Origin of the sequence: Serinibacter arcticus, from assembly GCF_003121705.1 — a bacterium.
GTDB lineage: Bacteria > Actinomycetota > Actinomycetes > Actinomycetales > Beutenbergiaceae > Litorihabitans.
The window spans coordinates 3,170,959-3,189,045 of record NZ_PYHR01000002.1; the positions used below are offsets into that span (position 1 = coordinate 3,170,959).

An 18,087-nucleotide genomic window follows, 5' to 3' on the forward strand; every position below is an offset into this window, starting at 1 on the left:
GCTCCGTCGTGCGTCACACGGCTCAGGTCAGCCGATGGTGCGAGGTCCGTCGAGAGATCGGCGCCGCGGGGTGTCGATGAGGTGGGTGTCGCCTGCTGGGGGTCGGTGGTAGGTGTGGCCGGTGGGGGTGGTCCAGATGGTGGAGCCGTCGGGGGTGATGCGGTAGCTGTGGCCGTGGTGGGTCTTGAGTCGGTGGTGGTGGCGGCAGAGGGGGCGGAGGTTGGGTGCGTCGGTAGGTCCGGTGGGCCATTCGACGGCGTGGTCGTTGTCGCAGGCGGTTGAGGCGACGGTGCAGGCGGGGGCGATGCAGGTGGGGTGGAGCGCGCGGACGAGGCGGTCGAGCTCGGCGCCGGGGCGGTAGTTGGGTGTGGCGAGGTGGGGTGCGGGGTTGAAGGAGGGTGGCCAGTAGCGCGACGTGTCCTCGCCGGGTGCCGAGGCGGTGGTCGTCGTGGTCGGCGTGGCGTCGTCGTCGGGCTCGGTGTTCGTGGTGTCGACGGGGTGGTGGGTCGCGCGGGTCATGCCGCCTCCGCGCTCGCGCTGGGTCTCGCGTTCGCGGTCTGCTTGTTGGGTGATGTCGGCGAGGGCGGTGGTGATGGTGAGCCAGCGGGGTGGGTTGGTGGCGAGGAGTCGGGCGGTGGTGGGGTCCAGGGGGGCGAAGCCGAGGAGTTCGGGGACGTCGATGCCGGTGCGGCAGGTTTCGGGGGCTTCGTAGGTTTCGAACCGCCACCCCGACTCGTTCGTGGTGAGGGCGAGGTCGTCCTGCCACGGGTGGACGGGGTCGATGTGGTCGGCGTCGGGCTCGGTGAGGTGCTCGGGGGCCAGGGCGAGCGTCAGCCCGGAGGTAGTACCGGAGAACGGCACGAATGGCCGGAACCGTTCGCTGGGGTCGGCCAGGCCGTTGCCGGGGTCAAGGTCTTGGGTGCCGTCGGGCTGGGTGGGCGCGTTGGCGCTCTCGGCGTCCCGGTGCAGGAGGGCGTCGGCGATCGAGGCTGGACCCTGACTGCCGGCGCCCGTGCCGGTGCTGGTGCTGGTGGGTGGGTGTCCGAGGCGTTGTCTGGTGCGGGCGCTGACGGCCTCGATTGCGGCGTCGAGGGTGCGGCGGACCTGGCCGAGCGGGCTGGGGTCGTTCTCGGCTGCGTGGTGCTCGCGCTTGGCCAGCTCGATGAGGTCGTCGAAGGACGCCACGGGGCCCGTGCCCGGCCCTGATCGGATCGTGGCGTCGCCAACGCCAACGCCGACGATCGCGGTGCCGCTGCCGGTCCTCGCACCGATGCCCGCACCGGTGCCGGCGCTGGTGCTGGTGGCTGTGGTGTCGTCGGTGGTGAGGAGGGTGTGGCAGCCGGGGACGGATGTGAGGGTGCCGTTGTTGAGGGCGGTGGTGGCCAGGGTGGTGAGGGCGTCGGCGCGGAGCTGGTCCAGGGTGCGGGGGTCGCCGGCGGCGCGGGCTGCTTTGGCTGCTGCCTCAGCTGCGGTGTAGATGGCGGCGATGTCCAGGGCGGGGGCGATGACGCGCAGGCAGGCTTGGCCGTCGGGCAGCAGTCGGGGGTGCTCGACCCGTCGGCGGGTGGCGGCCTGGAGGGCGCGGTGGTGGGCGGTGGTGGGGTCGGTCTGGATCAGGGCGGCCTGGATCCGCTTCTTCAGGGCGTGGTGGGGAAGTCCCGGTGCTGCGGGGAGGACCTGGTCGGTGACGGCGAAGCAGACGGCTGGTTCCTGGGTGGCGAGCAGGTCGGTGAAGATCGCGGCCTTGCCGGCGTCGATGTGTCCGGCGGCCAGGGCGGTCCCGACGGGGTGGAGGGTGCTCTCCAGCAGGTGTCCTTCCCCGACCAGTCGGGCGGCTCGTTGCCGGCTGAGGCCGAGTCGCATGGCGAGCTCGTCGGCGGCGGGGCCACCTCGCTCGACCCGTGCGGGGGCGCCGGGCACGTCAGCGGCGAGTCGGTTGGCGTCCAGGATGCCGTGGCGGGTGTGGAGCCGGGTGGCGGTGGCGCGGAGTCCGGCTTCGGCCCAGCCGGCGATGGCGGCGAACGCGGCTGCTGTTTCCAGGAGCTCGCCGGGGTCCAGGGTCATGAGGTGGGTGAAGTCCGACAGCTGCAGCAGACGCTCGATCAGTTCTGTCGGGGGGCCTCCGTCGTCGGGCTGGGTGAGTCCGAGGCGGTCACGGATGGTGTCGGGGTCCTCGGTGGGCGTGAATCCGAGACCCCACACGGTGGTGGTGGGGGTTGCTCCGGATCCGTTCTCGAACATGCGTACAGTTTACGCTGTCTGGGTGCGATGGGAAAGGGTTTGGCGCGATCTGTGGATACAGGTTCCGGCGGTGGGTAACCCTGTGGATCTCGGCGGCAGCAACTCGTCCCCTCCGTCCGACTCGCGGGACAGCTTCTGGGTGCACGTAGGGGGATCGGTAGCGCGTAGTTGTTGAACGAGGGGCGTTGGAGCCTCTCGCGAGCGGTGCGCCAACCTCTCGCCGGCAGTGCGTAAGCCCCTCGCAGGTGGTGCGTAAGCCCCTCGCGGGTGGTGCGTAAGCCCCTCGTCGGTGGTGCAGAAGGCCCTCGCCGATGACGGGGGAGGGGGCCAGCGGGCCAAGGGGCCAAGGGGTAGAGGCGGGGAGACGAAACGGGCGGGGGCGGGTTTGCGCCGCCCCGCGCCCGCCCCCGTCCGTCCTGCCGCCGGAGGCGGACTTCTCAGGCCTCGCGGACCACGGCGAAGCCGCCGGGCTCGAGGGTCAGCGCCTCGGCGACGTCGACCCCGGCAACGAGGTCGTGGCCGCTCGTCGGGAGCGTCACGGCCTCGCGCGTGTGGTTGAGGACGAAGAGCCAGGACCGGCCGGTGCCGTCGGCACGGCGCGTGACCTCGACGCCGTCGGGCAGGTCCGCCAGCACCGGCGCGACGCGGGACTCGGCGATCACGGCGTCGACCACCTTCTGGAGGCCGTCGGCGTCCGGCTGCACCGAGAGGTACCAGGCCGAGCCAGCACCAGCACCAGCACCAGCACCACCGCCCAGCACCCGCCGCGTCAGCGCCGGCACCCCGTCGAGGTCCCCGCCGACGATCGTCCGCACCACCTCGGTCCCCTCGAGCGCCCGCACCTTCTCGGCCCACAGGGAGGCGGACCCGCCGTCGTCGAGCGCGATGGTCTGACCCGGCTGCAGCGCCCAGAACTCCTCGCTGCGCACGCCGAGCAGGTCGCGGAACGCGCCGGGGTAGCCGCCGAGACGCACGTGGTCGTTCTCGTCGACGATGCCGGAGTAGAAGGTCACGAGCACGGTCGCCCCGCGCTCGGCCGCGGCGACGACCGCCGCGGCGTCGTCGTCGGAGATCAGGTACAGCGCCGGCACGACGATCAGGTCGTAGCCGGACAGATCCGCGGACGGCTCCACGACGTCGGCCGACACCCCGCGGCGACCGAGCGCCGCGTGGACGTCGACGGCGAGGCCGCGCACGTCGAGGTCCTGGTTGGGCTGCGAGCCGGTGTGCGTGGCCCAGCGGGACGCGTAGTCGTAGAGGACGGCGGCGCGCGACTGCACGCGCGACCCGCGGATCTCGCCCACGCGCCTGAGGACGTCGCCGAGCCGCACCGTGGTGCGCCACACGTCGGAGTCGCGGCCCGCGTGCGGGTACATCGCCGAGTGGTACTTCTCGGCGCCGGCCCGCGACTGCCGCCACTGGAAGAACAGCAGCGCGTCGGCGCCGTGCGCGAGGTGCGACAGCGAGTTGCGCAGCGACTCGTGCGGCGCGCGCGAGCGGTTGGTCGGCTGCCAGTTCACGGCCGAGGTGGAGTGCTCCATGAGGATCCACGGCGCGTTCCCGGCCATCGAGCGGACCATGTCCGCCGAGAACGCGATCTCGCGCTCGGGGTTCGGGTCGGAGCCCCACAGGTAGTGGTCGTTGGAGACGATGTCCATCTCCGGGGCCCAGGAGTAGTAGTCCATCGGGTTCGGACCGTTCATCACCATGAAGTTGGTGGTGCACGGGATCCCGGGCGTGACCTCGGCCAGCACCGCGCGCAGGTCGAGGTAGTAGGACAGGAGCTCGTCGGAGGAGTAGCGCGCGAAGTCGAGCTGGTGCGTCGGGTTGATCTGCGCGGTCGCGGCGCGCGGCGGCAGGATCTCCTCGAACGAGCTGTACAGCTGCGACCAGAACGCGGTGCCCCACGCGTGGTTCAGGGCGTCGATCGTGCCGTAGCGGGCCTCGAGCCAGCGGCGGAAGGCGGCGGCGCCGTCGTCGGAGAACTCGTGCGGGGCGTGGCAGCCGATCTCGTTGTCGATGTGCCACATCGCGAGCCCCGGGTGGTCGGCGTAGCGCTCGGCCACGAGCCGCGTCATCTCGACGGCGTAGCGGCGGAAGACCGGCGACGCGATCCGGTAGTGCTGGCGCGAGCCGGGGGACAGGACGGTGCCGTCCACCGTCACCGGCAGGATCTCGGGGTGCTTGTGGGACAGCCACGGCGGCGGGCTCGCGGTCGCGGTGGCGAGGTCGACGCGGATCCCGGCCGCGTGCAGCCGGTCCATCGTGACGTCGAGCCACTCCCAGTCGAAGGTGCCCTCGGTCGGCTGGATCCGGGCCCAGGAGAAGATCGCGAGGCTGACGAGGTTCACGCCGGCCTCGAGCATGAGCTCGACGTCCTCGACGCGGATCTCGTCCGGCCACTGCTCGGGGTTGTAGTCGCCCCCGTAGCCCAGCGCGTCGAGGCCGATCGGCCACGACGGCGTGGAGGTGGAGGGGGGAGTGGTGGGAGTCACGTCAGCGGTGGCGCTCATTGCGCCAGCATAGATGGTGACGTCACCACCGCGGGGCGGGGGCGTCCGGCCGTCGGACCACCCCTGCCGTGGGAGAAGGGTGCGGCGTAAACTCGAACCACGTGTCCGACGTGTCGTCGGGGAGGTCGGCAGCCCGTTCCGTTCGAGGGGCTGGAGCTGTCGATCCGGGCTGGAAACCTCTCGGACCCACCTCGCAAAGGCACTCATGACCTCCTCGCGCGCCCACGAGCCCGCCCCCGCCCCCACCCTCGCCCCGACGTCCACGAGCGACGCCCCGGCCGGCGACGCCCCCGTCGCCGACGCCCCCGTCGTCGATCACGCGGACGCCTCCCCGCGCCGCTGGTGGATCCTGATCATCCTGGCGCTCACGCAGCTCGTCATCGTCCTCGACGGAACGATCGTCAACATCGCCCTGCCGCAGGCGCAGATCGAGCTCGGCCTCACGGACGTCCAGCGCCAGTGGGTCGTGACGGCCTACGCCCTCGCGTTCGGCGCGCTCCTCCTCCTCGGCGGCCGCATCGCCGACTACTGGGGCCGCAAGCGGACCTTCCTCGTCGGCATGGTCGGCTTCGGCGCCGCCTCCGCGATCGCCGGGTTCGCGCCGTCGGCGGAGATCCTCATCGCCGGCCGCGGCCTGCAGGGCGTGTTCGCCGCGCTGATGGCTCCCGCCGCGCTCGCGCTCCTCACCGTCACGTTCCCGAGCGGCCGCGAGCGCAACACCGCGTTCGCGATCTTCGGCACCGTCGCGGGGGTCGGCGCCGCCGTCGGGCTGCTGCTCGGCGGTGTCCTCACCGAGTTCGCCGACTGGCGCTGGTGCCTCTGGGTCAACGTCCCGGTCGCCGTCGTCGCGCTGATCGCGGGCCAGATGGTCATGACCGAGAGCCGGGCCGACGGCGAGAACCGCTACGACGTCCTCGGTGCGATCACGGTCGTGCTCGGTCTGGGTGCCCTCGTCTACGGCTTCACGCTCGCCGAGGAGGGCTGGGGCCACGTCGAGACCTGGGCGTTCCTGATCGCCGGCGTGCTGCTGCTCGCCCTCTTCGTGCGCATCGAGTCGCGCGTCGCGCAGCCGCTGCTCCCGCTGCGGATCGTCACGGACCGCGTCCGCGGCGGCGTCTTCCTGCTGCAGGGCCTCACCGGCTCCGTGATGATCGGCGCGATGCTCTACCTCACGCTGCACCTGCAGATCGTGCTCGGCTTCGGTCCGCTCGAGGCCGGCCTCGCGTCGCTCCCGATGACGGCGACGATCATGATGGTCGTCCCGCTCGCCACCAACCTCCTCCTGCCGCGCGTCGGCCCGCGCCCGCTGATGATCGCCGGTCCGCTGGTGTCCGCCGTCGCGCTGGTGTGGCTGAGCCGGATCACGGCCGGCGGCTCGTACGCCGTCGAGATCCTCCCCGGGCTGATCGTGCTCGGCATCGGCATGGCGATGCTGTTCGTGACGATGCAGAACGTCGCCCTCGTCGGCGTCGCCCCGCACGACGCCGGAGCCGCCAGCGCGACCGTCAACGCCGCGATGCAGATCGGCGGCTCGATCGGGCTGGCGCTGTTCACGTCGTTCTACGCGAGCGCCGTCCGCGCCACCGCGGTCGCGAGCGAGGCCGACCAGCTCGGCGCGTTCGTGAACGGCTACTCGGCCGTGTTCATCGCCTCCGGCGTCGGCATGGTGATCGCCGCGGCCATCGCGTTCGTCATGGTGCGCGGCACCAAGGAGCAGCTCCTCCCGACCGACGCCCCCGCCGTCGCCCACGTGGGCTGACGCCGGCGGACACGGCGAGGCACCCCCGAGGCACCCCCGCAGCTACCCGCGCCGCCCCCGCAGCGGCGCGAGCGCGTTCGGCGACACGTCGAACCGCCCGTCGTGGAACACCCACACGATGAAGGCGACCGGGCTGAGCGCGCCCGCGACGTCGCGGACCTCCTGCGGCAGGTAGCGGTCCATCTCGCCCAGCGCGGCCTGCCACGCGAGCGTCGAGCTCCGCCGTCGCCCCTCGTCCCGCGGGAGGCGTGCCAGTCGGTGCGCCTCCCGCAGCGCGTCCTCGGCGAGCTTCACCTCGAGGTTCGCCGGCGCGTGGGGCACGGTCGGGTGGGCGCCGCGGCGATGGTCGCGGCTCGAGCGTCGACCGAGCACGACGGCGGCCGCGAACGTCGTGGCGAGCGCCGCGCCCACGATCGCGGTCGCCCACCCGGGCGCCCCTGAGGCGGCGGACGACGTCGCGGCGACGATGCCGGTGGCGGTCACAGCGAAGACGAGGACGCCGAACGCCTGGTCGACCGACGGCAGGTCCGCCGTCGCGACGCGTCGCGGGAGGACCAGATCGAGTCCGGCGGCGACGGCGAGCACGGCGCACGCGGTCGCGGCCACCACCCACCAGACCGACTCGTCGACGCTCGCGACCAGCAGCAGGCTGGCGAGCAGGGTCCCGGCCGCCAGCACGACGACGAGCAGCCACCACAGACGTCGGGCGGTCACGCCCGCCGCCCCCGCCGGATCGGGCACGGACTCGTGCATCGCGCGCGTGGGGTCGAGAGTCCACAGGCGCCTGCGCCAGCCGTTCATCACCGCGACGCGCCGGACGACGTCGTCGGGCAGGCCGCCCGCGTCAGCGGCGATGCGGACCGCGGCCCGCACGGCCGCGCGGATCTGCGGGTCGGTGCCCACGATCCACACGGGCGTGCGCGCCCCGGACCGACGCCGTCGTGCCACCACCGCCGACCTCCGCGGCCGCGCTCAGACGTGCCCGGCGTTGCCGTAGCTGGCGAAGACGGTGTCGCTCGGCACGATCTGGCGACCGAGCGGGGTGAGCGTGATCGGGATGATCTTGATCTCGGCGATCGCCAGCGGGATGCCGATGATCGTGACGGCGAGCGCGGCCGCACTCGCGATGTGGCCGATGACGAGCCAGATGCCCGCGACCAGGATCCAGATGACGTTCCCGACGGCGGAGCCCAGCCCCGCGGTCGGCCGCTGCACCACGGTGCGGCCGAACGGCCAGAGCACGTAGCTGGCGATGCGGAACGAGGCGATGCCCCAGGGGATCGTCACGATCAGGATGCAGCAGATGACGCCCGCGAGCAGGTAGGCCAGGGCCAGCGGCAGGCCGGCGAGGATCAGCCAGATGACGTTGAGGACGAAGCGAAGGAGACCGCGCATGCGTCCATCATCCGTCCTCGGGCCAGTGCGGCGCCCCGAACACGGGGCGATCGTGAACGTCATCAACCGGTAGCACCCTGGAAACGCCTGGTAATGGGGAGGTAACAACCGCTTCCTAGCGTGAGAGCGCGGTCACCTGACCGGCCGCACCCCCTCCCCATCCACGCCCCAGGAGCTGCCGTGAAGGCATCCGGTTCAGCGCGCCTCCGTGCGCTCGCCGTCGTCCCCCTGCTCGCCACCCTCGTCGTCCCGCTCGCCGCTGCCTCGGCGACCGCGACCCCGACCGATCCCGCCACGACCACCGAGTCGTCGGCCCCCGCCGACCTCCCGATCGACGCCACCGTCATCGAGGTCGCCGACTACTCCGACCTGCCCGACCCGACCGATCGCGGCACGTACACGCCCGCCACGATCCAGGAGACGAAGCTCGGTCTCGTCGACCTGCAGGAGCCCAACTCCGCCGGGCAGGCGCCGACCGCGGCCGCTGCGCAGCGGCCCGAGTCCATGCAGATCCGCGGCGCCCTGTACTACCCGGCCGACCGCGACGAGCCGTCGCCGGTCATCGTGCTGGTGCACGGCAACCACGGCTCGTGCGACAGCGGCCAGAACGCGGCGGCCATGAGCTGCGCCGAGTTCAAGCGGAACGAGGCGGGCTACGCCTACCTCGGCGAGAACCTCGCGACCTGGGGCTACACGGTCTTCTCGGTCTCGCAGGACCAGCTGATGATGCGTCAGGACAACGCCAAGGGGAAGGGCATGCACCAGCGCCGCCTCATGATCGCGGGCGCCCTCGACGCGCTCACGGCGGCCAACGCTCCCGGCGGGCTCCCGCTCGACGTCAACACGACGATCGGCGACACGCTCTCGGGCAGGCTCGACATGACGCGCATCGGCCTCATGGGGCACTCCCGCGGCGGCGACGCCGTCACGAGCTTCATCGACTACAACCGGATCCGCACGGACGGACCCCGCTACCCCCTGCGCGGCGTCATCTCGCTCGCCCCGGTCGACTACGAGCGGAAGGCGCCCTACGGGACGCCGTACCTGTCGATCCTCCCGTGGTGCGACGGCGACGTCTCCAACCTCCAGGGCGCGCGCTTCTTCGAGCGTGGTCAGTACGTCAACGGCGAGGACCCGTTCCCGCTGATCCAGTCCTCCCAGCTCGGCGCGAACCACAACTGGTACAACACGGTCTGGTTCGCCGACGGCCAGGACGGCGGCAACGTCCAGGACGCTGCGTGCGGCAACTCGGCGCCGTCGAGCGCTAACAACGTCCAGCCGAACAACCTCCGCCTCAGCGGCGCCGCGAGCCTCGACCCGTGGTCGTACGTGATCGACAACTCCGACACGTTCAACCCGCTGGTCAACACCAAGATCTCCGGCGACCCCGACCGGATGGGCGACCAGGAGACCATCGGTCTCGCCTCGATGGCCGCGTTCTTCCGCCGCTACGTCGGTGGTGAGGGTGCCTTCGAGCCGTACATGACGGGCGAGCTGTCCACCACGGACTCTCACCTGCAGATCCCGGAGTCGGCCTGCCCGACCAGCGAGTCCGGCGCCCGGATCGGGTGCGAGGAGCGCGTCTCGACGTCGTACTTCCCGCCCGCGGACGAGCGTGTGGACGTCATCCGGCCCGAGATCGACAACCCGCTCTCGCTCAACGCCCTCGGCGGCGAGCTCACCGGAAGCGGCTTCGTGTACCCGTACCTCGACAACGGCGGCGTCACGCTGCCCGCGGCGACCACGCAGGGCTTCGACTGGTGCAACCCCGAGCCCGACCACTTCGCACCCGGCCAGCTCGGCCTGAGCAGCCAGCCGACCGCCGCCAAGGCCTGCCCGCTCCCGGGCAAGGCCGAGCTCGGTGGCCAGAACGCCATGCGCGAGAACTCCCCGGTCAACCACTCCTACGGCCGCCAGCTCGCGGTCGCCTGGGAGGCCTCCTCGCCCGCCGTCATGACGGCGGCCGTCCCCGCGGCGTCGCAGGACGTCAGCGGTCTCAAGGCGCTGGCGCTGGGCGCCGACGTCAACTACTTCGACACCCGCAACCCGGGCGCGACCCGGTTCGACGAGAGCGGCGCACCGCTCCCCGTCACCTACGACCCGGCCGCGACCACCCAGGACTTCGTCATCTCCCTGGTGGACACGGACGGCAACGAGGGCACCGTCAAGGCGGGCGACGAGCGCTGGGGCAACGCCCTGCACATGTCGACCGGCACGCAGACCTCGCGGATGCACATCGTCCTCGACCAGATCCGCGTCCCGCTGACGGAGTTCGCCGCGCAGGGCGTGGACCTGACCTCGATCGACCGTCTCGAGCTGCGCTTCGGCGTGGACGGGACGCCCGCGTCGGGCTCCATCCAGCTCGCCGACGTCCGGTTCCAGGAGGCCGCGGTCGCCGAGCCGCTCATCCTGTCCGACGGCGTGGAGCCGGACGCGGGCGCCGGCTACGGTCCGCCGGCCACCGGTCCGGACCCGGCCGACCTGCTCGAGGCCTACGACAACACCCCCGGCAACGTGACGCTCGTCGACACGGTCGGGAACCCGGCGTCGAACACGTCCTGGGTCGTGGACGACGACCGGGTGCAGTGCCCGAACGCGTCGTTCACCTCGATCCAGGCTGCGGTCGACCACGCGTCGCCGTGGGACACGATCGTCGTGTGCGAGGGCACCTACGCCGAGCGCTCGACGCCGGTCAACGGCCAGGGCAACCCCGTCGCCGCCGGCTCGCTCAACGGCCTGACGATCACGAAGCCGCTGCGCATCAAGGGCGCCGGGGCCGACAAGGTCACGATCATGCCCGACCAGTCGCTCACCACCCTCGCGGGCGGTACGCCCTACCTGCGCGACGGCGGCGGCAACGTCATCACGATCTCCCGCCAGTCGCTGGGGTCCACGGACACCAACGAGATGTTCGTCGACATCTCCGGTGTCACCGTGACGTCGGGGAACGTCTTCGCCGAGGCCGGCATCGCCTACTTCGGCGCGGCGGGCCGGGTCTCCGAGAGCGTCGTCGGCCCGCTGCGGACCGCCACCACGCCCGAGGAGCTCGCGGCCAACCCGCACGGCTGGGGCATCGTCAAGACCGGTGTGATCCAGGGCTCCGGCCGGGGCACGGTCGAGACGGAGCTGACGGTGAAGGACTCCCAGGTGCTGGGCTACCAGTCCGGCGGCATCCTCGTCGACGGCGGCTGGGGCACCGACGCGGCCGCGACCACGAACCAGCGCTCGGGCATCCGCAACCACGGGTACGTCTCGGGCACGGTCGTCACCGGCACGCTCAACGCCTCGTTCCCGCAGACGGGCGTCGCCTTCACCGGCGGCTCCGACGGGTTCGTGGAGAACAGCCGCATCACCGGGAACTACTTCCAGTCGGCGCCGGAGCGGTCCTTCGGACTCCTCCTCAAGGACGCCGGCAACGGGTCCCTCGTCGCCCGCGGCAGCGTCTTCAGCGGCAACGGGTTCTCCGTCTACAACGCCAACCCGGACGCCTCGGGCGTCAGGGAGCAGGCGCCGTTCACGGTCGAGGGCAGCTTCCTCGGCACCGGCGCCCTGGTCGTCGGCGGTCCCGCGGTGCCCGCCTCGAACCGTGAGGCGATCTCGGGGACCGACGCCGCGGGCGCCCAGACGGTGCTCGTGCGTCAGCGCGTGACCACGCCGCCCGCGGGGGTCCCGACGACGGCCGGCTCGCCGGTCGACGCCGCCCCGGTGGCGTCCGTGGTCGACCCGCTCGACGGCGTCGTGGTCGAGGCGGGCGACGTCGTCGCCCCGCTCGTCCGGGCGTCCGACGACCACGCGGTGGCCTCGGCCACGCTGCTGGTCGACGGCGAGCCGCACGCGACGGCGACCATCTCGCCGTACCGCTTCTCGTGGACGGCGGAGGAGTCCCGCAAGGGCACCGACGTCGAGCTGCGCGCCCTCGTCGTCGACTCGGCCGGCCAGGAGACCCTGTCCGACCCGATCACGGTGACGGTGGCGGCGGACGAGCCCGTGGTGACGGCGTTCGTCGACGTCCCGCTGGGGTCGATGTTCTACACCGAGATCGCGTGGCTTGCCGAGGCCGGCATCTCCACCGGGTGGGAGCTGCCCGACGGCACGCGGGAGTTCCGTCCCGTGACGCCGATCGCCCGTGACGCGATGGCGGCCTTCCTGTTCCGGATGAAGGCCCCGGCCGGCTACGTCGCCCCCGACGTCTCGCCGTTCGTCGACGTGCCGACGACCAGCCAGTTCTACACCGAGATCGCGTGGCTGGCGGAGGAGGGGATCTCCACGGGGTGGGAGCGCCCCGACGGCACCCGCGAGTACCGTCCGCTCGACAACGTGGCGCGCGACGCCATGGCGGCGTTCCTCTACCGGATCGCCGGGTCGCCGAGCTACGAGATCCCGACCGTGACGCCGTTCTGGGACGTCCCCACGACGAACGCGTTCTACACCGAGATCGCGTGGGCGGCCTCGACCGGGGTCTCCACCGGCTGGCAGGGCAACGACGGGACGGCGGAGTACAAGCCGCTGAACCCGATCAACCGTGACGCGATGGCGGCGTTCCTGTCCCGGTTCTCGAAGCTGGGCTAGCCGCACGGCGGTAGACCAGCGGTCCAGCACCGCGACGGGGCCGGGCTCCCGGGGAGAGATCCTCGAGGGTCCGGCCCCGTCGTCTCCCGTGGTGGACGCCCCGACCGCCGCGGGTACGTTGGCCGGATGAGGTTCGACCGCCCCACCGCCCTGACCGCCGCGATCGCGGGCGGTTCGCTGCTCCTCGGCTTCGCCGCCGCCCAGCTGACCGGCCTGCGGTGGGCGGGCGCCGTCGTCGTCCTCGCGGGGGCTGCGTGGGGCGTGCTGCGCGAGCGGCGCACGACGGCGTGGTGGCGGCTGGCCGTCGTGGTCGCGGCGGGGGCGGGCTGCTTCGTCCTGGCGCACGTGCTCAGCGACCCGCTGGGGCCGTGGGTCGCCGTCGTGCTCGCCGCGCTGGTGCTGGCGGCGGTGACGGCGGCGCTGGTGCGACGGGGGACGACGAAGCCCCGGGCCTCGAGGCCCGGGGCTGCGTCGACGGTTCGCTAGCCGACCGTCGGAGGTCGACCGGTCAGAGCTCGACGGTCTCGTTCCGCCCGACCTCGGGCTCCTTGTGCTGCACGCGTGCGGCCACCGTCTTGACGAGGGTGACGACGGCGCCGGGCCCGTCCCAGAACTCGGCGCTCTCGCCGATGACGTTGATCGCGACGACGCCGGGGGTGTCGATCCCCTCGGGGAACCACGCCTCGGCCGACGGCGTCCAGATGCGCTCGAGCACGGCGCGGTCGCGGGAGACGATCCCGGTGCCCGTGACCGAGAGCCAGGACCCCTTGCCGGCGAGGGCGGCGTTGACCCGCGGGTCGGCGGCGATCTCGGAGACGATGTCGCTGTCGCCGGAGGCGACGTACCAGAGGTCGCCGTCCTCGGTCGCCTCCTGGAGGGACATCGGGCGCGAGCGCAGCGAGCCGTCGGGCGCGTGCGTCGTGAGCATGGTGATGTCGATGTCGGCGGCGATCTCGCGGACCGTCGCCCGGGCGTCAGTGCTGTCGTGGGTGCTCATGCTCCATTGAAGGCACGCGTCCTCGGCGATGGCCAGGATCGTGTAGGCACCGGAGCGGCAAGCCGCCCTCGACGGGCTCAGACGACGCCGTACAGCCGGTCGCCGGCGTCTCCGAGGCCGGGCACGATGTACCCCTTCTCGTTCAGCTTCTCGTCGATGGAGGCGGTGACGATCGTGACGTCGGCGCGGTCGCCGATGGCCTGCTCCACGGCCTCGAGGCCCTCGGGTGCGCACAGCAGCGTGATGCAGGTGACGTGGCGCGCGCCGCGCTCGAACAGGTACTCGATGGCCGCGACCAGGGTGCCGCCGGTGGCGAGCATCGGGTCGAGCACGTAGCACTGGCGGCCGGAGAGGTCGTCGGGCAGGCGGTTGGCGTACGTGACGGCCTCGAACGTCTCCTCGTTGCGCTGCAGGCCGAGGAAGCCGACCTCCGCCGTCGGGAGCAGACGGGTCATGCCCTCGAGCATGCCCAGCCCGGCGCGCAGGATCGGCACCACGAGCGGGTTGGGCGAGGTCAGGTGGGTGCCGACGGTGGTGGCCACCGGCGTCGTGATCTCCATCGGCTCGACCGCGATCTCGCGGGTCGCCTCGTAGGCGAGGAGCGTCACGAGCTCCTCGGTGAGCTGACGGAACGTCGGCGACGGGGTGCTGGTCTGCCGCAGGACCGTGAGCTTGTGGGCGACGAGCGGGTGATTGGCCACGTGGACGCGCATGGAGCCAGGCTAGTGGGTCGAGGTGTCCGGTCCACCCGCGCCCGGGTGGGCGACGCCGTCCGAACCCGGCCCCAGGACGGTCAGCGGACCCTCCTCGGACGTCGGCGGCTCGAAGGCTGCGAGGTGCGCCGCGATCTGCTCGGGGGTGAGGACGACGTCGTCGGCCTCCGCGTCGCGACGCCCGGTGAGGCGGCGCACGAGCTCGTCGCGCGGCACGTCGAGGTAGATCGTCTCGGGCACGACGCCGAGCGGCGTCACGAGCGCGCGCCACTCGTCCCGGATCGCGCGACCGGCGAACGTGAGGTCGAGGACGACGTCGCGACCCTCGCGCACGAGGCGCACCAGACGGGCCTTGAGGTCGGCGTCGACCTCGAGCAGCCGCTCCCGGGTCGCCGTGAGCGGCCGCTCGCCGGTGCGCCACAGCTCCACGTCGAACGACAGCCGTTCCATGCCGGCGGCCTCGAGCTCGCGCGCGAGCGTCGTCTTGCCGGAGCCCGAGGGTCCGCACATCAGCACGACGCGGGCGGGGGAGGTCATGCCCCCATCCTGGCCCGGGACAATGGGGGCGTGGAGCACACGGAGATGATCGGCCTCGCGCTGGACGAGGCCCGCGCGGCGCTGGCGACGCAGGACGTGCCGGTGGGCGCGGTCGTGCTCGACGCCGAGGGTCGCGTCATCGGCCGGGGCCGCAACCGTCGGGAGGCCGACGGCGACCCGACGGCGCACGCCGAGGTGCTCGCGATCCGCGAGGCCGCCGCCGTGCTCGGGCAGTGGCGACTGGAGGGCTGCACGCTCGCCGTCACGCTCGAGCCGTGCACGATGTGCGCCGGCGCGATGGTGCTCGCGCGGCTGCCGCTGCTGGTGTTCGGCGCGTTCGACCCCAAGGCCGGCGCGGCGGGGTCGGTCACCGACGTCGTGCGCGACTCGCGGCTCAACCATCGAGTCGAGGTCGTCGGCGGGGTGCGGGAGGCGGAGTGCGGCGACGAGCTGCGGGCGTTCTTCCGGGCCCGACGCGTGAAGTCCCCGCGCCCCGCCCCCGACCCGCTCGGCTAGCGGGACCCCAGCCAGAGTCCGACGGCGCACGCCGCCACGGCCGCGACCGGCACCACGATCGCGCGGCGCATCCCGACGGCGCGGCCGTCCTGCTCGGTGCGCTCGACGACGTCGAGGCTCGCGGCGGAGAAGGTGGTGAACCCGCCGAGGAAGCCGGTCGCGAGGACGGTGCGCAGGTCGCCGTCGACGATCCCGCGGGTGGCGAGGGCCGCGACCAGGCCGATGAGGAACGAGCCGAGGACGTTGATGAGCGCGGTCGACCGGCCGGGTCGACCCGGGCCGAGCCCGAGGTCGACGGCGTGGCGCGCCATGGCGCCGAGCGCGCCCCCCAGGGCGACGAGGGCGATCACGCCGGGCTCCGTCGTCGGGAACCGGGGGCGCGGGCGCCGGCCCGCAGGCCGAGCCGGGCGAGCGCGACGCCGGCCGCGACGCTCACGACGACGTAGCCCACCGCGAGGAGGGCCGCCGGGCCGGAGCCGGCCTCCGCCGTCGTCACGGTCTCGAGCGCGAGCGCCGAGTAGGTGGTGAAGCCGCCGAGCGCGCCCGTGCCGAGCAGGAGGCGAAGCCGGGCGGCGCGCGCGGGGCTCGCGGAACCGCGGGCGGTCAGCGCGCCGAGGCGGCCGACCAGCAGGCCGAGCAGGAACGAGCCGAGCAGGTTGATCACCAGGGTGACGGCGAGCTGGGGCTGGACCGCGCCGTCGACGGTCGGGGCGAGCAGGCCGGCCGTGTACCGCAGGGTCGTGCCGACGGCGCCGCCGAGCCCGACGAGCGCGAAGGCCGTCGGGGTCGGCACGAGGCGGGCGGTCACGGGCTCAGCGTGGCACGGCCGGGCGGTCGAGGGGCGCGGGCGGCTCAGCCGAGGCGGTGCACGAGGTGCTCGAGCGCGGGCGAGGTCCCGGCGTTGAGGCGGAGCGTGGCGAACTCGTCGCCGCGGGTCACGCCGCGGTTGACGATGACGACGGGCTTGCCGTCCCTGGCGGCGCGCTTGACCAGGCGCAGCCCGGACTGGACGGCGAGCGAGGTGCCGGCGGCGAGGAGCGCGTCGGCGTCGTCGACCATCGCGTAGGCGCGGGCGACCCGTTCCTTGGGGACGTTCTCCCCGAAGTAGACGATGTTCGGCTTGAGCACGCCGCCGCAGCGCTCGCAGGACGCGGTGCGGAACTGCCTGGTCTGCTCGATGACGGCGTCGGCGTCGGGGGCGATCTCGACGTCGCCGAGCTCGGTGATCTCCTCGAGGAAGGTGGGGTTGAGCTCCAGGAGGCGGGCGTCGAGCGCGGCGCGGGGGATGACGTGGCCGCAGCCGAGGCAGATGACCTCGTTGTAGTGGCCGTGCAGGTCGATCACGTGCCGGGAGCCGGCGACGGTGTGCAGCCGGTCGACGTTCTGCGTGATGACACCGCTGACGACGCCCGCGCGCTCCAGCGCCGCGAGGGCCCGGTGGCCGGCGTTCGGGGCGGTGGCGTTCATGTGGTGCCAGCCGATGTGGTTGCGCGCCCAGTAGTGGCGGCGGAAGCCGGGGTCGCCGACGAACTGCTGGAAGGTCATGGGGGAGCGCGGCTGCGCGTCGGGGCCGCGGTAGTCCGGGATGCCCGAGTCGGTGGAGATGCCGGCGCCGGTCAGCGCGACCACGCGGTGGCCCGCGAGGAGCTCGGCCGCGGCGTCGAGATCGGCCTCGGTCGCGGGAGGACGGCGGTCCCCGTAGCTCGGCGCCCACGTCGAGTGCAGCGTGCGGGGCGAGGCGAGGCCGGCGACGGCGGAGGTCGGGTCCGACGTCGGGGCGGGGGTGGCGGAGGGCGGGGTGGTGGTCATCTCCCCGTGGTCAACGCGCCTGCGGGCCGCGACATTCCGCGGCTGGAGGAGAGGTGACGAGGCCCACGGAGCGAGCCTGGTTCGGAGCACTCCCGGGCCATGGGTAGACTCGTCCGGCCAGGTAGCGTGTCCGAGCGGCCTAAGGAGCACGCCTCGAAAGCGTGTGTGGGTGAAAGTCCACCGTGGGTTCAAATCCCACCGCTACCGCCCATGGATGTCTCAGGACATCGCGATGGCCCGGACCCACGGATGTGGGTTCGGGCCATCGCTCATTTTGGGTGTTGGGGCTGGTAGTTGCGGGTGAGATCGACATTGAGCTCCCGCAGGATCTCGTGGGTGATCCGTGGCGGGGGTGGTGGGTGTCAGCGTGCCGGGCCGTTCCGGTGGCGCAGTGGCGGCCGAGCCATCAGGTCCGTGCTCGCGTCGGACACCGAGAGCGACGCGCTGGCCGTCAGGTCGTCGACGTCGACCGAGGCGGTCGACCAGCGGGGGTGAAGCCCGAGCCGGGAGGCCTCGGAGTTCACGGCCGCCTCGAGGACCGCCCGCTTCTCGCTCCCCGTCAGGGAGCGGGCCCTGGCCCGGGTGGTCCAGACCGCCTCGGCGGTACGCATCGCGGCGTCGGACATCGGTCCTTCCCACACCACGCTCGACCCGTCGCTGAGCGTGAGGGTCCCGTCGGCCGGCCAGGCTCCGACGCCGGAGTCGCCGAACTCCAGCCTCGCGCCCAGGGTGGAGACGTCGTTCACGGCGATCGGCCCGCTGGTCATGGAGCCATGATGCCCCCGAGCCGATGGTCGAGCGGGGGCGAGCGAGGACCGGGCGCCACGGGCGACCTGGCCCCCGGACGGGCGCGGGGTCCTCTCCTTCGCGCCGGCCGCGAGCAGGCCGGTTCCGAGGGTGAGCCCGGCGAGGGACCAGAGCAGCGCGTTCTCGCTCTGGTGGGTGCCCGCGGTGTGCAGGAGCGCGCCGAGGACGAGTCCGAGGCAGCTCGCCGCGATGACGGTGAGGGCGAGCCGCCGTGGCGTGGTTGGTGGCATG

General features: G+C 72.8%; 15 protein-coding genes and 1 tRNA gene. 5 read left to right on the forward strand and 11 right to left on the reverse strand.

What is annotated here, in order from left to right:
* Positions 1–27 precede the first annotated feature (27 nt).
* Both C8046_RS19820 and C8046_RS14185 read right to left on the reverse strand, forming a co-directional pair.
* Positions 28–2,241, reverse strand: a complete 2,214-nt coding sequence (locus C8046_RS19820) for an HNH endonuclease signature motif containing protein (protein ID WP_109229998.1) — start codon at positions 2,239–2,241, stop codon at positions 28–30.
* A 437-nt stretch (positions 2,242–2,678) separates the two neighbouring features.
* On the reverse strand, positions 2,679–4,754 hold the full coding sequence (locus tag C8046_RS14185; RefSeq protein WP_109229999.1) for a beta-galactosidase: 2,076 nt from the start codon (positions 4,752–4,754) through the stop codon (positions 2,679–2,681).
* A 205-nt stretch (positions 4,755–4,959) separates the two neighbouring features.
* On the opposite strand from C8046_RS14185, the gene C8046_RS14190 reads away from it, so the two are divergent.
* Positions 4,960–6,513, forward strand: a complete 1,554-nt coding sequence (locus C8046_RS14190) for an MFS transporter (RefSeq protein WP_109230000.1) — start codon at positions 4,960–4,962, stop codon at positions 6,511–6,513.
* Positions 6,514–6,555: 42 nt separating this feature from the next.
* Here the strand turns inward: C8046_RS14190 and C8046_RS14195 are convergent, their stop codons facing one another.
* Entirely contained in the window at positions 6,556–7,461 is a 906-nt protein-coding gene (locus C8046_RS14195; RefSeq protein WP_146197173.1) for a hypothetical protein, read from the reverse strand.
* A gap of 24 nt (positions 7,462–7,485) precedes the next feature.
* Entirely contained in the window at positions 7,486–7,908 is a 423-nt protein-coding gene (locus C8046_RS14200; RefSeq protein ID WP_109230002.1) for a YccF domain-containing protein, read from the reverse strand.
* Positions 7,909–8,088: 180 nt separating this feature from the next.
* Between C8046_RS14200 and C8046_RS14205 the strand changes: the two genes are divergently transcribed.
* Positions 8,089–12,477 carry an Ig-like domain-containing protein gene (locus tag C8046_RS14205; protein WP_109230003.1) on the forward strand — a complete coding sequence of 1,463 codons (4,389 nt, stop codon included), beginning with the start codon at positions 8,089–8,091 and terminating at the stop codon, positions 12,475–12,477.
* Between the two features lie 126 nt (positions 12,478–12,603).
* Positions 12,604–12,963 (forward strand): hypothetical protein, encoded by a 360-nt coding sequence (locus tag C8046_RS14210; protein ID WP_109230004.1) that lies wholly within the window; start codon positions 12,604–12,606, stop codon positions 12,961–12,963.
* Positions 12,964–12,985: 22 nt separating this feature from the next.
* Here C8046_RS14210 and C8046_RS14215 read toward each other — a convergent pair whose 3' ends face one another.
* The 3 genes from C8046_RS14215 to C8046_RS14225 form a co-directional block, all read right to left on the reverse strand.
* Positions 12,986–13,474: a pyridoxamine 5'-phosphate oxidase family protein gene (locus C8046_RS14215; protein ID WP_109230005.1), complete on the reverse strand. Its 489-nt coding sequence runs from the start codon at positions 13,472–13,474 to the stop codon at positions 12,986–12,988.
* A gap of 77 nt (positions 13,475–13,551) precedes the next feature.
* Positions 13,552–14,187, reverse strand: coding sequence for a uracil phosphoribosyltransferase (upp, locus tag C8046_RS14220; protein WP_109230006.1), 636 nt, complete (start codon positions 14,185–14,187; stop codon positions 13,552–13,554).
* Positions 14,188–14,196: 9 nt separating this feature from the next.
* Complete coding sequence (locus C8046_RS14225; RefSeq protein WP_199224489.1) at positions 14,197–14,724, reverse strand: AAA family ATPase; 528 nt, start codon at positions 14,722–14,724, stop codon at positions 14,197–14,199.
* A 45-nt stretch (positions 14,725–14,769) separates the two neighbouring features.
* Here C8046_RS14225 and tadA point away from each other — a divergent pair, with 45 nt between their 5' ends.
* Positions 14,770–15,240, forward strand: coding sequence for a tRNA adenosine(34) deaminase TadA (tadA, locus tag C8046_RS14230; protein ID WP_109230954.1), 471 nt, complete (start codon positions 14,770–14,772; stop codon positions 15,238–15,240).
* Here tadA and C8046_RS14235 read toward each other — a convergent pair.
* From C8046_RS14235 to C8046_RS14245, 3 genes are read right to left on the reverse strand one after another with little or no spacing between them, the layout of a single operon-like run.
* Positions 15,237–15,590: a fluoride efflux transporter FluC gene (locus C8046_RS14235; RefSeq protein ID WP_199224490.1), complete on the reverse strand. Its 354-nt coding sequence runs from the start codon at positions 15,588–15,590 to the stop codon at positions 15,237–15,239. The two genes, tadA and C8046_RS14235, sit on opposite strands and share 4 nt — an antisense overlap.
* On the reverse strand, positions 15,587–16,048 hold the full coding sequence (locus tag C8046_RS14240; protein WP_235866337.1) for a CrcB family protein: 462 nt from the start codon (positions 16,046–16,048) through the stop codon (positions 15,587–15,589). The genes C8046_RS14235 and C8046_RS14240 overlap by 4 nt, the downstream gene beginning before the upstream one ends.
* Positions 16,049–16,092: 44 nt before the next feature.
* A complete protein-coding gene (locus tag C8046_RS14245; protein ID WP_109230007.1) occupies positions 16,093–17,049 on the reverse strand; it encodes a Sir2 family NAD-dependent protein deacetylase in 957 nt (318 codons plus the stop codon).
* A gap of 120 nt (positions 17,050–17,169) precedes the next feature.
* Between C8046_RS14245 and C8046_RS14250 the strand changes: the two genes are divergently transcribed.
* A tRNA-Ser gene (locus C8046_RS14250) sits at positions 17,170–17,256 on the forward strand.
* 155 nt (positions 17,257–17,411) lie between these two features.
* On the opposite strand, the gene C8046_RS14255 is transcribed toward C8046_RS14250, so the two are convergent.
* The gene (locus C8046_RS14255) at positions 17,412–18,086 is read right to left on the reverse strand and encodes a hypothetical protein (protein ID WP_109230008.1); all 675 of its coding nucleotides are present in this window, start codon (positions 18,084–18,086) and stop codon (positions 17,412–17,414) included.
* Position 18,087 lies beyond the last annotated feature (1 nt).